Raw genomic sequence first — 21,022 nt, 5'->3', positions numbered from 1 at the left:
ACTAATCAAGAGATTTAAAAGTTTTTATTTCGTGAAACCACTTTGGCGCTTAAATAAATATTTGTTAAAATATAAGGGTTACCTCTTGTTGGGAATCTTATTTACTATCATTTCCAACATATTTGTAATTATTCCTGCCCAACTAGTCAGAATTGCAATAGATTATGTTGTTGAGAGTTTTGCTTATTATCAGGTATTTAGTGAAGGAGACTTGAGTGTTTTTGCCCGATCATCCTTCCTAAAATTCATTTTTATTTTTGGAGTGCTGATACTTGTCATGGCACTTCTTAGAGGTTTTTTCCTTTTTCTTATTCGTCAGACCATTATAATCTTTTCCAGATTGGTGGAATTTGATATGAAAAATGAAATTTTTGACCATTATCAAAAACTACCCCTCAGCTTTTACAGGAAAAATAGTACAGGTGACCTTATGGCTAGAATCACCGAGGATGTCAGTAGAGTGAGAATGTATCTTGGTCCTGCTATTATGTATGGATTGAATTTAATAGTGCTTTTCCCATTGGTGATAGGTTATATGCTTAGTGTCAATGTAGAACTTACTATATATTCTCTTTTACCACTTCCGGTGCTATCCATCAGTATTTATTTTGTCAATAATCTTATAAACGAGCGCTCCGAAAAAATACAAAGGAGTTTGTCTGGATTGAGCACTTTTGTACAAGAGTCTTTTTCAGGAATTCGGGTATTAAAGGCATTCGTGAGAGAAGATGATAGTGCGAATGATTTTAGGAAAGCAAGTGAAGATTATAAAGATAAGTCGATCCGTCTTACATTGGTGCAATCGCTTTTTTATCCATTGATTCTTGCTTTGATTGGAATTAGCACAATCCTGACTGTTTATATAGGAGGTATGCAAGTGATCGACGGGACTATAGGTTATGGTGTGATTGCTGAATTTATCCTTTATGTCAACATGCTTACTTGGCCTGTGACATCATTAGGTTGGGTGACAAGTATCATCCAGCGAGCAGCAGCTTCGCAGACCAGGATCAATGAATTCATGGACGAAAAGAATGAAATATTAAGTACCGAAAGACTGGATACTTTCATAAAAGGAGACATCAAGGTAGAAAATGTATCTTTTATCTATCCAGATTCAGGTATCAAAGCCTTGCAAAATGTTTCTTTCAGCATACAGTCAGGAGAGAGTTTAGCCATCATTGGGACAACCGGCTCAGGAAAATCAACGATCGCAAATCTTCTAATGCGCATGTATGATGTGTCTGAAGGGCAGATTAGCATCGATGATCGTAAAATCGAAACGTACGATATCGCTTCCTTAAGGAAACAAATTGGGTTTGTTCCACAGGATGTTTTTCTTTTCAGTGACACCATAGCAAACAATATTGGTTTTGGATTAGATGAAATCCCAGAAGGTATCGTAGAGAAAGCGGCGAAAGATGCAGATGTGTATGCAAACATCATTGATTTCCCCAAAGGATTTGATACCAAATTAGGCGAGCGTGGAATTACGCTGTCAGGTGGTCAAAAGCAAAGAGTGTCAATCGCAAGGGCTATTGCCAAGGAGCCAAGTATTTTGCTTTTGGATGATTGTCTATCTGCTGTGGACACCAAAACAGAGAACTCAATCCTCAATGCACTCAAGAAAATAATGGTGGATAGAACTTCCATTATTATTTCCCATAGGGTGTCCTCAGCCAAGCTTGCTGATAAAATCATCGTTCTTGATGATGGTAAGCTGGTCGAACAAGGAACCCATGATTTCTTAATGGAAAAGAAAGGTGTCTATGCAGAACTGTATGAAAAACAGACCCAAAATAATGAAATTGTTGAAGAATAAGCTTTTATAAGTTTATGGATTTACTTCAAATTCTATTATTTTTAGATATCATTTGTAAATTGGGATGAAAAATAAACAGACAAACTTATGACTGCCAAAAAGAATAGCTTTGAAGAGGTGGAAAATATTCTACAGGATATTGGTTCCAAAATAGAACAGTTGATAGAAAAAGCTGCAGAAGTAAGTGGTGATGCAAAAGTCGAAATAGAGAAAAAAATAAAAGAGCTGAAGGACAAGGAAACCACTATTTCGCAGGAATTCCAAAAGGGTAGGGAAAAAGCAGAAAAGCTGTACCAAGAAAAGAAATCTGAAATGGAGCCTAATTTGAAAAAGTCTAAGAGACACTTTATAAATGCTTTTAAACAGCTAGGAGAGGCTTTCAATACATTGTTTAGAAAGGATTGAATAAATAATTTTTAACAATCGTACTGTTTTGTGGATAATCAGAGAAAATTATTCCTACAATATTTAATTCCCCTATCTTTGCGGCATGAATTACCTATCTGTAGAAAATCTCAGCAAGTCATTTGGCGAGCGTAAACTTTTTCAAAACATATCATTTGGCCTTGATCAAGGACAAAAAGTAGCATTAGTCGGTATCAATGGTGCAGGAAAGTCCACTTTGATGAAAATCATCATGGGGATAGAAGTCCCTGATTCTGGCCAAGTCGCCATCAATCAACAAGTAAAAGTAGCTTATGTGCATCAAAACCCTGTTTTTTCGGGTGAATTGAGTATTTATCAAACTATTTTTGATGGAAGCAGCAATGAGACACTCAAAGTGATTGAGGATTATCATAAAGCGATGCTGGATTCTGAAAATGGAATGGATAATTCAGATCTGTTGCAGACTATTTTTGAAAAGATGGATCAGCTTGAAGCTTGGGACTTTGAGTATCAGGTAAAGGAAGTGTTGGGGAAATTGGGACTGCATGACACGGATATTTCTGTAGGGAATCTCAGTGGTGGACAGAGAAAACGTGTTGCATTGGCAAAAGCCATTTTGGAGAAACCAGATTTACTTCTACTTGATGAACCGACCAACCATTTGGATTTAGAGACCATTGAGTGGTTGGAAGAATATCTTTCCAAAGCCAATCTTGCTTTGTTCATGGTGACTCACGATAGGTACTTTTTGGAAAAAGTGACGAATCAGATCCTTGAATTGGACAATGGCAGTATCCATCGATATATGGGTAATTATGGCTATTTCTTAGAGAAAAAAGCAGAAAGAAGAGAAATCGAAGCTACAGAATTGGACAAAGCAAAAAGCTTGTACAAAAAAGAGTTGGACTGGATCAGAAGACAGCCAAAAGCCAGAAGTACAAAAGCAAAATATAGAGTGGATGCCTTCGAAGAAACCAAAGAGAAAGCATTCAACAAAAGAGAGGAAAGAGAGATCGAGCTTTCTGTCACTTCACAAAGATTGGGGAACAAGATCATAGAGATCGAGAAACTGAACAAATCTTATGATGACAAAAAGATTGTAGAGAATTTCAGTTACACATTTAAGAAAGGGGATAAAATCGGGATTGTAGGTCCAAATGGAGCTGGGAAGACCACATTTTTGAACATGATTACAGGTGCTTTGGAGCCTGACAGTGGAAAAGTAGGCATTGGTCAGACGACAGCTTTTGGATACTATAGGCAAGAAGAAGGCTCTTTTGATGAAGAAAAGAGAATTCTTGATATCGTAAAGGAAGTAGCAGAAGTAGTAACAGTAGCTGGTGGAGCAACGATCACAGTTGCTCAATTTTTGAATAAATTCGGTTTTCCACCAAAGCAACAGCATACCCCTGTTTCCAAACTAAGTGGTGGGGAAAGAAGGAGATTGCAGCTATTGATGATCTTGATCAAGAGTCCTAATTTCCTGATCCTCGATGAACCAACCAATGATTTGGATATCGTGACTTTGAACACACTAGAAGAATTCTTGGATAATTTCCCGGGCTGTTTGATCATCGTATCACACGATAGGTATTTTATGGACAGGTTGGTTGATCACCTTTTCGTTTTTGAAGGAGAAGGTCAGATCAAAGATTTCCCTGGGAACTATACCGATTTCAGAGAGTGGGAAAAAGAAACCAAGCTCTTGCAAAAAGACGAAAAGCCAGTAAAAGAAGAGAAAAAGGAACAGGTTTCCAGTACTTCAAATGAATCAAAGCCGAAAGCTAGTTTCAAAGAAAAGAAGGAATTTGAGGAATTGACAAAGAAAATAGAAACATTGAATTCTGAGAAAGCCAAGATCGTGGACTTGATAACTATTGGTACTGAAGATCACCAAAAATTAATGGATTGGTCCAATAGAATTCAGGAGATTGATAATGAAGTTGAATCTTTGGAGTTGAGATGGTTGGAATTGAGCGAGTTGGAGGGGATTGAATAAATTAGGGAATTGTACGTTCGGTTTTGTTTTCTAAATCATTCGGCAAGATTTCTTTTGGTCTTCTAAAGGCAATTTGAAAGGTTTTAAAGTTGAAATGTTAAATAGTTAGTTGTTTAGCAAATATAAATTTAGGCTAATTATTTCAGCTAAATAATGCATGAATAATGTAGAGCGCTGTGATATAATTAGTAAAGTGTGTCTATTCGCTTTGCGTTCTTTGCGCCTTTGCGGTAAAAATTGACCGTGGAGGTGCAGTGGGCGCAGAGATTTAGGGGTTTTCGAATTTCGATTTCTGGTAAAATCACAGTTTGAGATTTCTCCCTTTGGTCGAAATGACTAGAGCGAGAGAATCATTTTCCTGTCATCTTCTTCATACTTTTCAATAGCATAGCGAAGCATTGTACGAGGCATTTTGTCAATATATTTTAAGACAAAATCTCTTGCAGTTTCAAGATCCCTGTTGCCGATTTCCCTCAGCATCCAACCTACGGCTTTATGGATAAGGTCATGAGGATGGTTGAGAAGTATTTCTGCCAGTTGAAGAGTCGTCTGAAAATCATTCCTTTTGATAAAATAAAAAGTACTCATTATTGAAATCCTCTGATCCCAGAGATTGTTGGCATGAGCGAGCTCGAACAGTAAATCTCTGTTTTTGTCAAAAAGCCATGCACCTAAAATTTGAAAAGCAGAACTATCCACGAGATCCCAATTATTCACACCTGCTTTGTTTTTTAGGTAAAAACCGACCCACTTTTCTTTTTCAATAATGGACTTTGATTTTTCATATTTCAGCACAAGCATAAAAATACTCGTCAGTCTCACTTCGTGAAAAGGAGAATGAATCAGTTCCTGAAGTTCTGATGCATTGATATCTTTCCAATAGGTCTTGGCAATTTTTCGTTGAAAAGGGACTGTTACGCCCAAAAATAAATCACCTTCAGCATATTGTCCTTTTCCTGTTTTGAAAAAGTTAGGGAAGAATTCAGCCTTTTCAGGTAAAGCAACTTCTTTTAAGTCCGATACAATTTGTGCTGTGAGTTTCATCGAGATTTTTAAAGGTATTGTAGGTTTAGTATCACGCAGGGCCGCAAAGCCAACTCTTTTTGTCTCTTTGCTCCGAAAGTAATCAAGAAGGAATATTAACTCGTAGGTGGATATTTGACTTGATACTAGTAGCTATACATAATTCAATGTTGTTTAGTTAAGAAACCAAACCTAGCACTAGCCACTAATGTGTAAACCAAATTCAGGCAAGATCACTAGTGTAACCGTTGACTATCTTTCATTGACCATCGTCTATATCATTTCCCCTGAAAACAACGCGGATTTAAATATTTTAATAGCAATGGATAAGAGTATAATCCCAAAGATCCTTCTCAATACATCCAAACCGGTTTTTCCAAGTTTGCGCTCTAGCCATGTTGTGCTTTTCAGGACTACATAGACAATGATTAAGTTTATGACGATTCCAATTCCGATGTTGATTTGAGCAAACTCAGCTTTCAATGTCAAAATAGTCGTAAGTGTACCCGCACCCGCGATCAAAGGGAAAGCGATTGGTACAATAGACGCACCACCACTTGCGTCTGGATCAGGTTTGAAGAGTTCGATTCCAAGGATCATCTCAGCACCCAAGGCAAAAATGATCAAAGCTCCCGCTATCGCAAAGTCCTCTACCCCAATCCCGAAAAGGTTGAGGATGGATTTACCGAGAAACAGGAATAGGATCATCAATAATCCCGCGGCTAGCGTAGCTTTTTCGGACTCGATATGTCCAACCTTTTTTCTCAGATTGATCACTATGGGAATAGAACCCAAGATATCAATGACCGAAAATAGGATCAAGGTGACCGAAAGTATTTCTTTGAAATCGAACATTGCTGATTTAATATTGCTTTATAAATGAAATCAATTTTTCAAATTCCGCTTCAGTGATCGCTGGGAAGTTTGCGATTCTGAAACTGGTTGGTTTCAAAGGACCATAACCACCTCCCATTTGCATACCTTCTTTTTCAGCAGCTTTTTTGACAGAAGTGATGAACTCCTCTGATCCTGATATCGCCAAAACCGTCGAGCTTCTGCTTTCTTCATTCTCTACCAAAAGCTTCATTTTGCTCGTCATGGCAACAGTATATTCCAACTTCTGCATACGCTCTTTGGTGATTTGATCTATGTGCTGGATTTCTGGCATGTCTTTCAAAACCCTGTTCAACAAATAAATCCCCAAAACATTGGGCGTATAGTGGGTTTGGTAATTGTCCGCATTTTCCAACATAAAATTCAGGCTGTTGTATCTGCCTCTTTCACCTTTGTCTTTTGCTTTCTCAATAGCCTTCGGTGATACGATCAATACACCAAGTCCTGCTGGCAAGCCAAAGCATTTCTGAACAGATGCATACCATATATCAGCCAAGCTAAAATCCAGTTCGATTCCACCCATGGAAGAAGTTGTATCGACAGCAATCATCTTTTCGGGAAACTTCTCCACGATTGCAGCTATCGTTTCATTCTTTACTTGGGTAGCATTTGATGTTTCATTTTGGGTAATTGCAATTACATCAAAATCATTATCTATTTGCAGATTTTCCACATCGATGGTGTCATTTGCGCTGATCTTTAATGATTCTGTTTTTGCATTAATGTGCTTTGCATATTCAAACCATTTTTTTCCAAATGAACCTGAGAATATGTGATAACTCGCTCCTTGTACGATCGATTGGGTGATGATTTCCCAGTTTTCAGTGGCCGAAGAAGTGAATAGCAATTTATAATCAGCAGGAACATGAAGTTTTTCCTGCATCAATGTTTCAGTTTCTTTATATAGATTCATAAAGGCAGCACCTCTATGGCTTGCACTTAGGATTCCTGATTCATAAGCATCTTGCAGGTATTTTGGCAATGCTTCATAGACCTTAGAAGGTCCCGGTGAAAATGTAGTCGTCATGATGGTAGGTTAGGTTGTGAGAAAGTATTGCAATCCAAGTTCATATCCTCTAAGTCCAAGTCCGGAGATCATTCCTACACACTCTTTTGTGATGATACTTTTGTGTCTAAACTCCTCCCTTTTGTAGATATTGGAGATATGGACTTCCAAGACAGGAGTACTGACTCCAGCGATGGCATCAGATATAGCAACAGAAGTGTGGGTATATCCGCCGGCATTGAGTAGGATAGCATCACATTCAAAACCCACTTCATGGATTTTGTTGATGATTTCTCCTTCTACATTGCTTTGGAAATAACTCAATTCTAACTCAGGATATTTGCTTTTAAGCGTAAGGAAGTAATCCTCAAAAGATTGATTTCCATAGATTTCCGGCTCTCTTTTTCCGAGAAGATTGAGATTTGGACCGTTGATAATGATGATTTTCAAAATGGCGAATGGTTAGTGGTTTGTATTATTGGGCAAAGTTATTTGATTAATAAGAGATAACATAAATAAAGGAGAATTAAACTTTGTGAGTAGGGGGATTAGTTATTTTCGTTGGCTCTTTGGTTTTCCTTGGATTTATGTGCTGGATGTATGGATTGAATCCGTTTAAAACCAAAAAGCAAACTGAAAATAGTAAAAAGTAAAAAGCGGATTTTTACCTTCAAACGTGGCAGTAAAATTAAGAATTCGATTTTGGATAAATTCCCGAAGAGTTTCTCCTCGTTAGAAGCTACGTTTTTGAAAAAGGGAAATTAATTTTTTGAATAAAAAAAAGGTTGAAGATTGTCAAATATACCCTGTAGTTGGTATTTTTTCTTTAATGGGGAATTGGTAGGTTTGATGATTGAGAGATAACCCTATAAAATTTCAGAGTATATCATTCGCTTATTTTCCTATATTGAAGCTTGCTAAGCGAAAGTTGTATCGGGTATATTGAAGTTATAGGCAACCCTAACAGACGACAACAATGACAAAATACTTATACATATTTATATTAGTTTTTCTTGCCTCTTGCGGACAGCCAAATAGCAACTCTGACAAAAACGATGTTGTTATTTCTGACTCTATTCCTAAGACTGAAGAAAATAATTCAGTAAAGAACTTCAAACTAACAGACAAGATTGAAAAGTTTTTATGGCGTGAGGACAAATATGACGAAGAATTAAAAGACACCTTCAATACAATTGTTATAAACGAAGAACTATGTAAGACACTTACTGAACCTGAAATTGCAGTATTAGGTTACGTTGGAACTTATATTGGGAGTGAATGTAAATGGGACGGAGAATACAAAGACGACAGAAGTAATTTAAAATGTAAAATATTAACCGCATTAAATTTGGGTTATCAATGTTCAGACAGGCACTTAGGATTCTTACGAAAATGGTTTAAGAATGACAAGAAGGTTTTAGAAGAATTTGATTACAATTGCCCGACCACCCCATACACAGCAAGTAGCCAAAATACATTTGACGAAATAACATTGATAGTTAAGGGAAATAATATCTCTGTTTGGTTTAGTGCAAGTGGTATTAATATGCCAATGGGTGAAAGTTGGAATTGGACAGAAACTGACCACTTTAAACTTGACAACGACTATATAAGACTAATTAAGAAAGATAAATCAAAAGTAAAACGTGAACATTTTGACACGGGAGAATAAAAACAGAAGAAGGGCAGCTCATAACATTTAGCCCACTAGAGAAAAGCCCTTTGAAAAAAGCCCTGATAGGAAAAAAAATCTATCAGGGCTTTTGCTAGTGGCTGTTGACTGACAACTGGAGGGTGAAGTGTTTGCTAGGTGTATTAGTACTCTTTTTATGGTTTTAATTATTTTTCATTAGTTACGATTTCTACTATTATTTGACCAATCCCTATGGAAAAGGCATAAAAGCCCCTACCCAAAATTGGGGTATTCTGCTTTAGAGATGTCTTGGACCCAACCATTGTTTTCTTAGATCCTGAATACATGTCAGGAAGGGGCTGGATTTGGTTTGAAAGGTTTTTGTTTTTTATATTAATATTGAAAATTGGTTCAACCTTAGGTAAATTAGAATCTAAGCGTATTAAAAGCATAATAAGCCCTTGATGCATCGGAGCTGGCAGTGTGAGGCGACAGTCTCACGCATAGCTTTTCTCGATTTTCGGGAGTTTAGTGAGAAGGTGAGGTGGAATTCCCATGCTTGACCCTATTAGCAGTAAGCAGTGAGCGACACTTCAACAGAGAGAAATCTGTATGTAACAAGACCGTTTTCATTATCAATTTTTTACCTTTGACGAAATGGATATTGAACAATCAAAATATACTGACTTAATAAGCCAAATTGGTGGACTTCTTCAAAAAGGGAGAGAGCAAGTTGCCAAATCTATAAATATAATTTTAGTTCAAACTTATTGGTATATAGGCAGGCACATCGTTGAATTTGAGCAGGGTGGTAAAGAAAAAGCTGAGTATGGGACTTTTCTCTTTGAACAACTTTCCAAAGACTTGACACGGCTTTACGGAAAGGGGTTTAGCAGGTCTAACCTATTGTATATGAGGAAGCTGTATTTGAACTTCCCAAAGAGGGAGACACTGTCTAACGTATTGAGTTGGAGCCATTATTTTGAGATTTTGCGTTCCGACAATGAACTTGAAATCAACTTCTACGTCAAACAAGCCGAGAAAGAAAACTGGAGTGTAAGAGAACTTAAACGCCAAATAAAAAGTATGCTGTTTCATCGCTTGGCATTGAGTAAAGACAAGAAAGGAGTATTGGAACTTTCAGAACAGGGACAAGAAATTCAAAAGGCAGACGATATTCTTAAAGACCCTTACGTTTTGGAGTTCTTGAATATCCCAGAAAGCCATCAATTTTTAGAAAGTGAGTTGGAAGAAAAACTGATTTCAAATCTTCAACACTTCTTATTGGAACTTGGTAAAGGTTTTACGTTTGAAAAAAGACAATACCGAATTTCAATCAGTGGAAAGCACTTTTTTGTTGACTTGGTTTTCTATCACCGTATATTAAAATGCTTTGTGCTGATTGACTTGAAACGTGGAGAAGTAACACATCAAGACGTCGGACAGATGAACTTGTATCTGAATTATTTCAAGAAAGAAGTTAGCACCGAGGGTGATAACGAACCAATCGGAATAGTTTTAGGAGCAGCTAAAGACCATGTTTTGGTAGAGTATGCGACCGAGAGTATAAGTAACCAACTTTTTATAAGCAAATATCAACTTTATTTGCCAGACAAAAAACAACTTGAGAACGAACTAAACAAACTCTTAGACGAAGATGATAGTCCTAGTAGCCGCTAACATTTAGCCTACTAGCCAAAAGCTTTTCGTACCGATCCCTATAGGTAAGCCATGATTGATGTGAAAATCTACCGTGGGTCCGAAATTCTTCGAATTAAGTGGCTGTGCCGCGGCGTACATCCGCAGGGTGAAGGGTTTGCTAGGTGGAATAGTATGCTGATTGGTGGGTTTTGAGAAGTGTTTTTTAGTTTTTGATCTTTATCTAGTTTACTTGGTCTGGAAATGAATCCGAGCAAGTCAAGATCAGGTTTATCAATGAAGGCATCAATAATCCTTATTGAGTTTTCCGTATCTATCAATTCATCCAAACTCGAAAAAGTTAGTTGGAGTCGGTCTATTCCCTGAATATGGTTCATGGAAATAATTTGAGGGTCAAAAAACTATTACAACTAAATTCCCTAATTTTAGAGGGATTTCCGCCATCCGGCGGGCCAGGTATAAATGATTTGAACTAAAATTAGTAGGGGCTTTTTCATAATCTGTACAGCTTAACGAGAGTTTGCCGTTTTGTTTAAATTTGAAAAAATGAAAAGACTAGTAATCATATCGACATTAATCGTTTTGACTTTTTGTGGTCAATCTGATAAAACTGACAATACAAAACAGGCTGACAAGCAAACAAAGACAACTACTGAAATTGAGACTGCCAAGAAAGACCATAAAACTGAGGAAGTGAACTGCACCGGCATTTACTTCAATTCAGCAAAACAACAAGCAGACTCGATATTTGCATTTATGGAAAAAGCTAAAGATTCGAGTTCATCAAATCGAATTTTGTGGGAACAAAAGTTTTTTTGTTCCTTTCCGGACTCGTTCAAAGGAATGGAGGCTGTTTTTGGTCACGACGATGAAAATGGAGCAGCACCTTTATATGATTTTCCAAAAGGAGAAAATGTGATTCAGTATTTCAGTAAGTTGGAATCCATTCCAGACTCAACTTACTATGACAAATACGTTAGAATAAACATTGGGGGAATGTGGGAAGCCGACAATATTAGAGAAGCTTTTGATTTTGCAAACAGACTTATACAAGACACCGAAAATGCTTGTAAAGTACTTTCAACATTCTCTGACAAAGAGATTAAAAGTGTCTTCCGATTCATGTTCGATGGACCACACCCAAAGAACGAATACAACAAAAAACTATAAAAGAACCTTAAATCTGAAATTGACAGTCATAACGAACGATTAAGTATACTGTTGACCGAATCCTATGAAAAATTAATGGCTGAAGATGACGGACATGGACATTGAAGGAAAGAGAAAAACTTGGCACAGTAGAGTTATCACTTATGGTGGGGATAGTGGTAATTCATTTAAGTAAGTGTGGTGCAAGCAGACAAGAAAGAGCTTCGAAAACCACCATAAATCATATACGCAAAACTTAAAAACATAACTATGAAAAGAATTAAATTCGACAACCTACAGTTTAATTGGTTTTTTATTTCAACTATAATAGTTTCCTTGTTGTGTTTACTTTTCGGTTTTTTTGAAATAATTGAATTTGAAAAGAAGAATTAGTGCACTAGGATTTTTGTTGATGACCATTTATTTTTCAAGAATGTTTTGGTTCAAAAATTATGTCCAATGGAATAAAAAGGGAGTTGTAATCAGAATAAAACCTTTCCGGGGAAAATCACTTTCATTTAAAGACATTAAAAGTTCGAAATTGGAAGGCAATATGCTGACAATTTATAAGTATGATGGAATTACTTATGATTTTGACTTGAAAGGTATTGATGAAAATGATTCAAAAAGACTTAATGATATAATTAATAAATATCGTCGCTGAAATCAACTTGTAAAAGGGAGGGCAGTGCTAAACTTAATCATTTGTGTAAGTTGACAGATTTATGCTTATTTACCTGTCCAATAAATAATCAAACTCAAACATGTCCACCTGGACTTCCTATCTCAAGCAATTTCAGCATTATCTCAAACTCGAAAGGTCTTTGAGCAAAAACTCCATTTTGGCATATCAACAGGATATGGAGAAGTTGATCCGTTATATGGAAAATAACTTTCCCTTGGTGAATCCGCTCCATGTGCAGCTAGAGCATCTTCGCTATTTTGTCAATGGACTTGCTGAGCTTGAAATTTCCGAATATACCCAAGCAAGAATCATCTCTGGAATCAAAGCGTTTTATAAATTTTTGATGTATGAAGATTTGATTCACGAAGATCCGGCGCAATTGCTCGAGGCGCCAAAGCTTGGGAGAAAATTGCCAGATACGTTGAGTTATCATGAAATCAGTCAGATATTGGATGGGATAGAGTTGGGGCTACCAGAAGGGCATAGGAATAGAGCCATGTTGGAGATTTTGTATTGCAGTGGTTTACGAGTTTCCGAATTGACAGATCTTAAGATTGGAAATGTGTATGCCGATATTGGTTTTTTGCGGGTAATTGGAAAAGGAAACAAAGAGCGGCTGGTTCCTGTAGGCAGGGATGCCTTGAAGTACTTGAAAATTTATTTGGAGCAGTTTCGTGTTCACCAATCCATCGCCAAAGGACATGAAGAATTTGTATTTCTGAATCGAAGAGGTAAGAAATTGACCAGAGTGATGATTTTTTTGATCATCAAAAAACAAGTGGAGGCTATAGGTTTGAAGAAAAATGTAAGTCCGCACACTTTTCGTCACAGCTTTGCAACGCATCTGATAGAAGGCGGCGCCGATCTAAGGGCTGTGCAGGAAATGTTGGGACATGAAAGTATCACCACCACAGAAATCTATACCCATCTTGACCGTGATTATTTGAGGCAAGTGCTGAATGAATTTCATCCAAGAAAATAGACTAAAACTCAAATTTCACCCCAATACTTGGTTGGATCAATTGGAAAGCGGTGTTTCTTGGACTTAAAGTTACATTTCCTTGATCATTGTAGCTAGCGTCATTTTTTGTCAGGATATTCATATTTCCAGTTTGGACATAATTTACTTTCAATTCAATAAACGTATCATTTCCTTTTCCTAAAGGAATCATCAGCCCACCTCCAAGCTGATAGATTGTTGCCCAATCATAAACTTCAGTCCCTGAAGAAATGGGTTCCGATATTCTGTTTTCTCTAACTCTGGATCTTGTGTAAGTATGAATCCCTCCAAATTGACCTTCTACAAAGGGCCTTACCAAGAAACTTGTCTCAGGCATTACTCTCACTACTCCAGTAAGATTGACGGCATTGTTATTTCTTCTGATCCGGAAACTTTGTTCTGTACCATTGATGATATTGCTGCTTCGGGTCATTTCTGTCCCATATCTTCCATAGCCAAATTCACCACCGACATAAATTGGAGTTTTAGGAATTTTATATAGACCATTTATACTTATTGAGGGAAAAACAATATTGGCAACCTCAGAATTAAAATCACCAGTTGGAATGCCAGCGTTGAAATTTATTCCTCCGAAGCCTTCCTGAGAAAATGCAGTGAGTGATGTAGTGAGTAAAAGTATTATTCCACAGAGTAAATTCTTCATGCTTATGGTATTTAGAGATGGAAAGTTTTACTTTTTTACGGTAAATAATAAGAGAAGGTTAGTTCGTTTGCTATTAATTTACATACCATTTCTTACCACAAGCCATGATGAATACGTCTAGAATGAAATCTTTCCAATCTGTTGGCCATTGACGGTGGACAGTCGACGATTATCCGCTTGAACCAGTATTTTTATATAGTTCCAAGTGCCATAGCGGATAATCATATTAATTTATATGTATATCCGCTTTTACACCAGTAGCCACTTAAAATAATCTAAAATAGTATATTTGAAGCGCTGTGGGCCGTTAGCTGTCGACAGTTGACAATTATCCGCAAGATTATTTGTGATAAAATCACATACTGGTGTCATAGCGGATAATCACATTAATTTATATGGAATTTAACATTTGCTTCGCAAAAGATTTTTAAAAACTGTAATTTAGCGGCAGCAATAATCTTCGAGCAGTGTACAAATCCCTTATAAAACCGATTCTTTTTCAGAAAAAGCCTGAATCAGCGCATCATTTCACCTTTTCTTTGATCAAAAGCACTTTCAATTTGCCAATTGTTAAGCAGTTTGTCAAAGAGCAATTTTCCTTCGAAGCTCCAAATTTGGAAAGGGAGGTTTTTGGATTGAAATTCAAAAATCCAGTCGGTTTGGCAGCTGGCTTTGATAAGGATGCCAAGTTGATAGATGAAATGGCCATGTTAGGTTTTGGGTTTATAGAAATCGGCACTTTGACCCCAAAGCCTCAAGAGGGTAATCCACAACCAAGGCTGTTCAGGCTTCCGGAGGATGAAGCTTTGATCAATAGAATGGGCTTCAATAATGGCGGAGTAAAGGAAGCTGTGGAGCGCTTGAAGAAAAGAAAATCTGATGTGATAATAGGTGGCAACATTGGAAAAAATAAGCTGACGCCAAACGAAAATGCTGTAGATGATTATTTGATCTGTTTGGAAGCATTGCATCCTTATGTGGATTATTTTGTGGTGAATGTAAGTTCTCCAAACACTCCTAATCTGAGGGATTTGCAAGAAAAGGAGCCTTTAAAAAAATTATTGCTTGCTGTAAAAGAAGCCAATGACAAAAAAGACTTTCCAAAACCAATCTTGCTAAAAATCGCCCCTGATCTTACAGATGGACAATTGGACGATATTGTAGAGATTGTGCAAGAGACAAAGATAGCTGGCGTCATAGCCACAAATACCACCATAGATAGGAGTAAATTGAAGACAGATCCTTCATTAGTAGCATCCATAGGCGCAGGTGGAGTTAGTGGCAAAGTTTTGGCTAAGAGGAGTACTGAAGTTATCAGATATTTGTCCCAAAAGTCAAACAAGTCTTTTCCAATAATTGGAGTTGGTGGCATAGTCACAGCTGCGGATGCGATCGAAAAACTTGAAGCAGGAGCAAGTTTGGTTCAGGTATATTCGGGGATGATTTATGAAGGTCCAAGTATGATCAAGAAAATCAAAAAGGGACTTTCGTCACATTTCCGAGATCAATAAATTAGAATTCTGTATATTTCGATTTAATCATTTTCATTAATAGATTGACAAGTTCAAAATATGGCGTCATCGACCCCCAAAACAAATACTTTTAGAAAGAAAAATGAAGCTAGGGAAAAAGCTGGAGCAAAGCCTGCCAAAAACTTTTCCTTTGAATTCATGAAAGATAAAAAGATTCCCATCACTATCGGTATAGTGATGATAGTCTTTGGTTTGGTAATGTTTTTTGCTTTTACAAGCTATTTGTTTACCGGAGAAGCCGATCAGAGCACGCTTACTGAGTTGGACGCTGGTGTTAGGGAAAATGCCACCCAAACAAAAAATTGGCAGGGTTATTTTGGTGCATATCTTGCCGAATTGTTTATCAAGAGATGGTTTGGTATAGCAGCATTTCTATTACCACCTTTTTTGATATTACTCGGAGTAAGGTTGACATTTAAGTACACAATTTTTTCACTTACACGCTACAGTATTTTTGCATTGTTTTTCACCTTTTGGATAGGTTTGCTAACTGGATATATCGTGCAGTTGACCGAAGGATATTCTGCTTTGAATAACCTTAGTGGAGGTTTCGGCTATGAATTGGGTAAGTTGGGAAATGATTTTCTTGGTTGGGGCACCATTGCCTTGGTGGCAGGTGCATTGCTGATCTTTGTCGTTTTCTTTTTTAATATAGATCAGCTAAACTGGTTTTCGAATGGACAGGCTAGTTCTGAGGATAGTGATACAAGTGATAATGATGCAATCAAAAATGCCAAACATAGCATTGATGCCGATGAAGAAGAATTTATTGATGATCTTGATGAAGATTTGATTTCTCAAGAGGAAGAAACAGACATCAATGATAAGTTCAAGGCGATGTATGGATCAGCGGACTTGACGGCAGAAGATGAACCGTTAGAAGATGAAGTTGTCGATGATGGGAGTTCTTGGACAATCAATAAAGATGTAAAAGAAGATAAGAAAATATCGCCAGAGCTTGACTTCAAGATTGAGGGTGCAGAAGATTTGCCAGACGAGTCAGAACTCGAATTGGATGAACCTATGGAGAAGCGATTTTCCGTTGCTACTGCTGGGGAGGAAAAAACAGCAGAAGAAGTCTCAAATTTAGATCCTTATGATCCAACTTTGGATTTGCCATCCTACCAATACCCGACACTCGATCTTTTGAATGAATACGATGTCAAAAAAGTCACTGTATCTCGTCAAGAACTTGAGGAAAACAAAAACAAGATTGTAGAAACGCTTGTGAATTTCAAAATTGGAATCCAAGAAATCAAAGCTACAATAGGGCCTACGGTAACTTTGTATGAAATCGTTCCTGATCCTGGAGTGAAAATTTCGAAGATCAAAAATCTTGAGGATGATATAGCATTGAGTTTGGCGGCTTTGGGAATTAGGATAATAGCCCCGATTCCTGGTAAAGGGACTATCGGGATTGAAGTTCCGAATAAAAACAGAGAGTTGGTTCCAGCTAGGGCAGTGTTGGGTACAGAGAAGTTTATGCATAGCGACAAAGACTTACCTGTTGCCCTTGGAAAGACGATTTCCAATGAAGTATTTGTGATGGATTTGGCTAAAATGCCTCACTTACTAATGGCGGGAGCAACAGGACAAGGAAAGTCCGTAGGTTTAAATATGATTTTGGCCTCTTTGGTTTATAAAAAGCACCCGTCACAACTCAAATTTGTTTTGGTGGATCCGAAAAAAGTTGAGTTAACACTATTCAACAAAATTGAGAGACATTTCTTGGCGAAGCTTCCAGGAGCAGAGGAGGCGATTATCACAGATACCAAGAAAGTAATTTATACCTTAAATTCACTTTGTATTGAAATGGACAATCGCTATGATTTGTTGAAAGATGCAGGTTGTAGAAATTTGAAAGAGTATAATGCGAAATTTGTAGCCAGAAAGCTTAATCCTGAGAAAGGTCATAAATTCATGCCTTATATCGTCTTGGTTATAGATGAATTGGCCGATTTGATGATGACTGCTGGGAAGGAAATTGAAGCGCCTATTGCAAGATTAGCGCAATTGGCAAGGGCTATTGGGATTCACTTGGTAGTAGCAACACAAAGACCTTCGGTAAATGTAATTACAGGTATCATCAAGGCAAACTTTCCAGCAAGGCTTTCATTCAGGGTTACATCCAAAATTGACAGTAGGACAATCCTCGATGCAGGAGGGGCAGATCAGTTGATCGGTATGGGAGATATGCTGCTTTCCACTGGTTCAGAAATGACCAGGTTACAGTGTGCATTTTTGGATACCCCAGAAGTAGATGCGATTTGTGATTGGATTGGAGAGCAAAAAGGTTACCCAGATGCATATTTACTTCCAGAGTTTGTTGGTGAAGAAGGTGACGGAAGTAATTTGGATGTTGACTTAGCAGATAGAGATCCACTTTTCGACGATGCGGCAAGGTTGATCGTGATGCATCAGCAAGGAAGTACATCCTTGATTCAGAGGAAATTAAAGCTTGGGTATAATAGAGCAGGTAGGATTATCGATCAATTGGAAGCTGCAGGAGTTGTTGGGGCTTTTGAAGGGAGTAAAGCGAGAGAAGTTCTAATCCAGGACGAGGCAAGTTTGGAACGGTTGTTGAGTAGCTTATAAAACCTAAAGATTAGGTTCAAATAAGAGAATAAGACAATATCATGTTAAGAAAAATTATAGTAGTTATACTGTTGGTTGCCGGGATTTCTGGAACATCATCAGCACAAAAAGATTCAAACGCCAAAGCGATACTCGACGCAGTCAGTGAGAAGTATCTTGCGCTAGAGGGGCTGAAGGCTACATTTGAGTATTCTTTTGGAATGGAAGGGGAGTCATCTCCACAAAGCCAAAAAGGAGAAATAGCAATTAAAGGAGATAAATATCACCTTGTGTTACCTGATCAAGGCCAAGAGATCTTCAACAATGGCAAAACGATTTGGACTTTTATCAATTCTGGAAATTATAAAGAGGTCACTATCAATTCTGCCGGTGAAATGGATGATGAACTGAAGCCTTCTTCCGTTTACACCATATATAAAAAAGGTTATAACTACAAATTGCTTGGCGAGAAGACTGTCAATGGACAAGTAGTCCAAGAAGTTGAGTTGAAAGCAGAAAAACCAGGACAACCTTTCAAAAAAGTGACTCTTTTTGTTGATAAAAATAAAAAAGATCTAGTAGGTTGGGAAATACTTGATGATCAAGGAGGTAAATTGAAATATCAATTTAAATCCGTGGACACGAAAGTAAAGTTAGCTGATAGTTACTTTGTGTTTGATCCACAGAAACATGGAAAAATAGAAATAATTGACTTGCGCTAAGAAATACACTTAGCGCATTTTTTATTTTTTTCTGTTCAAAAATCCCTATTTTTGCCCAAACCCAGCAAAGGCATGAACAAGGCAGAATTATTTCAACAAATTAAACGTAAATCATCTTTTTTATGTGTCGGATTGGACGCTGACCTCTCCAAAATACCCAGTAGCCTTCTAAAACTTGAGGATCCGATTTTTGAATTCAACAAGCAGATTATTGATGCGACAGCAGATTTTGCAGTAGCCTATAAACCAAACATTGCATTTTATGAAGCACTTGGCCCAAAAGGCTGGGAAAGTTTGCAAAAGACTCTTGAATATATTCCAAGCGATGTTTTTACAATTGCAGATGCAAAAAGAGGGGATATAGGAAATACTTCTGGATTGTATGCAAAGGCATTTTTTGAAACCATGGATTTTGACTCTATTACCGTAGCACCATACATGGGGATAGATAGTGTGCAGCCGTTTTTGGAATTCAAAAACAAGTGGGTAATCCTGTTGGCATTGACCTCAAATGGTGGGAGTTCAGATTTTCAACTTATAGAATCAAAGTCAGGAAAGCCATTATTTCATGAAGTTTTGGAAAAAAGCCAAGTTTGGGGAAATACAGATAATATGATGTATGTAGTTGGCGCTACAAGAGGAGAGCTGATAGCAGAAGTCAGGAAGATTGTTCCTGATCATTTTTTCTTAGTACCTGGAGTAGGTGCACAAGGAGGAAGTCTGAAAGAAGTCGCTAAGTATGGAATGAATGCCTCCTGTGGACTTTTGGTCAATTCATCAAGAGGGATAATTTACGCAGGGAAAGGTGAGGATTTTGCAGAAAAGGCAAGACAAGAAGCTGAAAAACTCCAAAAAGAGATGGCTGACTTGCTTGAGGAGTATTGTGGATAGAAATTTTCAAAAGAGAATTTTTTAGCTTATTTTTAATCAGTTTTAGTGACTGGAATTATTGTTTTATATAAAATTTTTAAAGATGGATTTTCAGGAAAACTTTCTGCAGACGGTATGGAAATACCAATATTTTGATAAAAATAATTTAAATACGACAGACGGAAGCGCTCTGTCAATTCTTAAAATTGGCTATCATAATTTTCATGAAGGCCCTGATTTTTTGGAAGCACAGATTCAAATAGGTGAGATGAAATACTTTGGTCATGTGGAGGTGCATCGCAAGTCTTCCGACTGGAAAAACCACGAACATGATGTCGATCCTAGGTACAACAGTGTGATTCTTCATGTGGTTTGGGAAGATGATAGACCGATATTGAGAAATGATGGTACAGTTATTCCTACTTTGGTTTTGAAGGGAAAAATTTTACTTGATGTCGTCCGGAATTATGAACGTTTGGTGAGTGGCAAAGGGGCTTTGATTTGTGCTTCGGGATTGGGAGAGATTCCAGATATCATTCGTTTTTCTTCCTTGGAAAAATCATTGGTAGAGCGACTAGAAGGTAAAGCAAGACTGATTTTCAAATTACTAGATGATACCAACAAGGATTGGGAAGAAACCTGCTTCCGTTGGCTGATGTCAGCATTTGGTTTCAAGACAAATAGTGATGCTATGCTCAGGCTTTCAACCAAAATTCCATTTAAAATCCTAAAAAAGCATAGTGGAAATACGATCATTATCCAAGCGTTGTTGTTAGGCCAAGCAGGAATGATTCCTAATCAGCAAAGAGATGATTATGGAGATGTGCTCTTTAGGGAATATGATTTTTATCAGAAAAAGTACGGTTTACTGCTTCCTGTTAATTTTTCGGAGTGGAAATTTATGGGTGTAAGGCCAGGGAATTTTCCTTCGCTGCGGCTTGTGCAACTTGCTGAGATAATTTCCAAAAATCCTAGTCTTTTGTCCACGGTTCTGAATGATGCAAGGAATTTTGGTGAGTTCAAAAAAGTATTTGACATCAAAGTGCCTGAGTATTGGCAGCATCATTATCAAATTAATAAACCAACCAATAAAAGGCTTTCTAGATCACTGAGCGCACAGACCCTTAATTTGTTGATGATCAATTTTGTAGTTCCTCTATGGTTTGCATATGGAAAATACATTCAAGATAGTAGCTGGCAGGAAAGGTGCTTTGACCTTTTACAGGAAATTGATTCTGAAGAGAATTTTATCATCAGAAAATTTAGAGATTGCGATTGGAAAGCAAACAATGCCTTCGAATCCCAAGGGATGATAGGGCAGTTTCAGAATTATTGTAGTCAGAAAAAGTGCTTAGAGTGCAAAGTTGGACAAAATCTTCTAAAGCCTGGCAGAAAATGATTTT

18 protein-coding genes are annotated in these 21,022 nt (G+C 37.4%); 13 read left to right on the top strand and 5 right to left on the bottom strand.

The annotated features are described in order from the left end of the window. Window positions 1-31 precede the first annotated feature (31 nt). The 3 genes from MM213_RS07405 (at window position 32) to MM213_RS07395 (ending at window position 4,208) form a co-directional block, all read left to right on the top strand. On the top strand, window positions 32-1,822 hold the full coding sequence (locus MM213_RS07405; RefSeq protein ID WP_241410942.1) for an ABC transporter ATP-binding protein: 1,791 nt from the start codon (window positions 32-34) through the stop codon (window positions 1,820-1,822). Between the two features lie 87 nt (window positions 1,823-1,909). Next, window positions 1,910-2,227 carry a hypothetical protein gene (locus MM213_RS07400; protein ID WP_241410941.1) on the top strand — a complete coding sequence of 106 codons (318 nt, stop codon included), beginning with the start codon at window positions 1,910-1,912 and terminating at the stop codon, window positions 2,225-2,227. Window positions 2,228-2,312: 85 nt separating this feature from the next. Next, window positions 2,313-4,208, top strand: coding sequence for an ABC-F family ATP-binding cassette domain-containing protein (locus MM213_RS07395; protein ID WP_241410939.1), 1,896 nt, complete (start codon window positions 2,313-2,315; stop codon window positions 4,206-4,208). 336 nt (window positions 4,209-4,544) lie between these two features. Here the strand turns inward: MM213_RS07395 and MM213_RS07390 are convergent, their stop codons facing one another. The 4 genes from MM213_RS07390 to aroQ form a co-directional block, all read right to left on the bottom strand. Continuing rightward, a complete protein-coding gene (locus tag MM213_RS07390; RefSeq protein WP_241410937.1) occupies window positions 4,545-5,252 on the bottom strand; it encodes a DNA alkylation repair protein in 708 nt (235 codons plus the stop codon). A gap of 252 nt (window positions 5,253-5,504) precedes the next feature. Continuing rightward, window positions 5,505-6,086 carry a MarC family protein gene (locus tag MM213_RS07385; RefSeq protein ID WP_241274060.1) on the bottom strand — a complete coding sequence of 194 codons (582 nt, stop codon included), beginning with the start codon at window positions 6,084-6,086 and terminating at the stop codon, window positions 5,505-5,507. A gap of 7 nt (window positions 6,087-6,093) precedes the next feature. Continuing rightward, window positions 6,094-7,152 (bottom strand): aminotransferase class V-fold PLP-dependent enzyme, encoded by a 1,059-nt coding sequence (locus MM213_RS07380; RefSeq protein ID WP_241410935.1) that lies wholly within the window; start codon window positions 7,150-7,152, stop codon window positions 6,094-6,096. Window positions 7,153-7,161: 9 nt separating this feature from the next. Continuing rightward, window positions 7,162-7,581: a type II 3-dehydroquinate dehydratase gene (aroQ, locus tag MM213_RS07375; protein ID WP_241410933.1), complete on the bottom strand. Its 420-nt coding sequence runs from the start codon at window positions 7,579-7,581 to the stop codon at window positions 7,162-7,164. Window positions 7,582-8,107: 526 nt separating this feature from the next. On the opposite strand from aroQ, the gene MM213_RS07370 reads away from it, so the two are divergent. From MM213_RS07370 to xerD, 5 genes are all read left to right on the top strand, one after another. Further along, window positions 8,108-8,803 (top strand): hypothetical protein, encoded by a 696-nt coding sequence (locus MM213_RS07370; protein WP_241410931.1) that lies wholly within the window; start codon window positions 8,108-8,110, stop codon window positions 8,801-8,803. 618 nt (window positions 8,804-9,421) lie between these two features. Then, on the top strand, window positions 9,422-10,444 hold the full coding sequence (locus MM213_RS07365; RefSeq protein WP_241410929.1) for a PDDEXK nuclease domain-containing protein: 1,023 nt from the start codon (window positions 9,422-9,424) through the stop codon (window positions 10,442-10,444). Between the two features lie 525 nt (window positions 10,445-10,969). Further along, window positions 10,970-11,593 (top strand): hypothetical protein, encoded by a 624-nt coding sequence (locus tag MM213_RS07360; RefSeq protein ID WP_241410927.1) that lies wholly within the window; start codon window positions 10,970-10,972, stop codon window positions 11,591-11,593. Window positions 11,594-11,948: 355 nt separating this feature from the next. Next, window positions 11,949-12,236 carry a hypothetical protein gene (locus MM213_RS07355; RefSeq protein ID WP_241410925.1) on the top strand — a complete coding sequence of 96 codons (288 nt, stop codon included), beginning with the start codon at window positions 11,949-11,951 and terminating at the stop codon, window positions 12,234-12,236. A 100-nt stretch (window positions 12,237-12,336) separates the two neighbouring features. After that, complete coding sequence (xerD, locus tag MM213_RS07350) at window positions 12,337-13,239, top strand: site-specific tyrosine recombinase XerD (RefSeq protein WP_241410923.1); 903 nt, start codon at window positions 12,337-12,339, stop codon at window positions 13,237-13,239. 1 nt (window position 13,240) lies between these two features. On the opposite strand, the gene MM213_RS07345 is transcribed toward xerD, so the two are convergent. After that, window positions 13,241-13,921 carry a hypothetical protein gene (locus MM213_RS07345; protein WP_241410921.1) on the bottom strand — a complete coding sequence of 227 codons (681 nt, stop codon included), beginning with the start codon at window positions 13,919-13,921 and terminating at the stop codon, window positions 13,241-13,243. 467 nt (window positions 13,922-14,388) lie between these two features. Between MM213_RS07345 and MM213_RS07340 the strand changes: the two genes are divergently transcribed. The 5 genes from MM213_RS07340 (at window position 14,389) to MM213_RS07320 (ending at window position 21,018) form a co-directional block, all read left to right on the top strand. Beyond that, window positions 14,389-15,432 carry a quinone-dependent dihydroorotate dehydrogenase gene (locus tag MM213_RS07340; protein ID WP_241410919.1) on the top strand — a complete coding sequence of 348 codons (1,044 nt, stop codon included), beginning with the start codon at window positions 14,389-14,391 and terminating at the stop codon, window positions 15,430-15,432. Between the two features lie 60 nt (window positions 15,433-15,492). Then, entirely contained in the window at window positions 15,493-18,048 is a 2,556-nt protein-coding gene (locus tag MM213_RS07335; protein WP_241410917.1) for an FtsK/SpoIIIE family DNA translocase, read from the top strand. Between the two features lie 41 nt (window positions 18,049-18,089). Then, window positions 18,090-18,749 (top strand): outer membrane lipoprotein periplasmic chaperone LolA1, encoded by a 660-nt coding sequence (gene lolA1, locus MM213_RS07330; protein ID WP_241410915.1) that lies wholly within the window; start codon window positions 18,090-18,092, stop codon window positions 18,747-18,749. A 72-nt stretch (window positions 18,750-18,821) separates the two neighbouring features. Continuing rightward, the gene (gene pyrF / locus MM213_RS07325) at window positions 18,822-19,640 is read left to right on the top strand and encodes an orotidine-5'-phosphate decarboxylase (protein ID WP_241410913.1); all 819 of its coding nucleotides are present in this window, start codon (window positions 18,822-18,824) and stop codon (window positions 19,638-19,640) included. A gap of 82 nt (window positions 19,641-19,722) precedes the next feature. Continuing rightward, the gene (locus MM213_RS07320; RefSeq protein WP_241410911.1) at window positions 19,723-21,018 is read left to right on the top strand and encodes a DUF2851 family protein; all 1,296 of its coding nucleotides are present in this window, start codon (window positions 19,723-19,725) and stop codon (window positions 21,016-21,018) included. The last annotated feature ends 4 nt before the right edge of the window (window positions 21,019-21,022 follow it).

The sequence above is a fragment of the Belliella alkalica genome (assembly GCF_022549785.1).
Lineage (GTDB): Bacteria > Bacteroidota > Bacteroidia > Cytophagales > Cyclobacteriaceae > Belliella > Belliella alkalica.
Note: the sequence above shows the minus strand (reverse complement) of the source record. Positions and strands in the feature narration are given on the sequence as shown.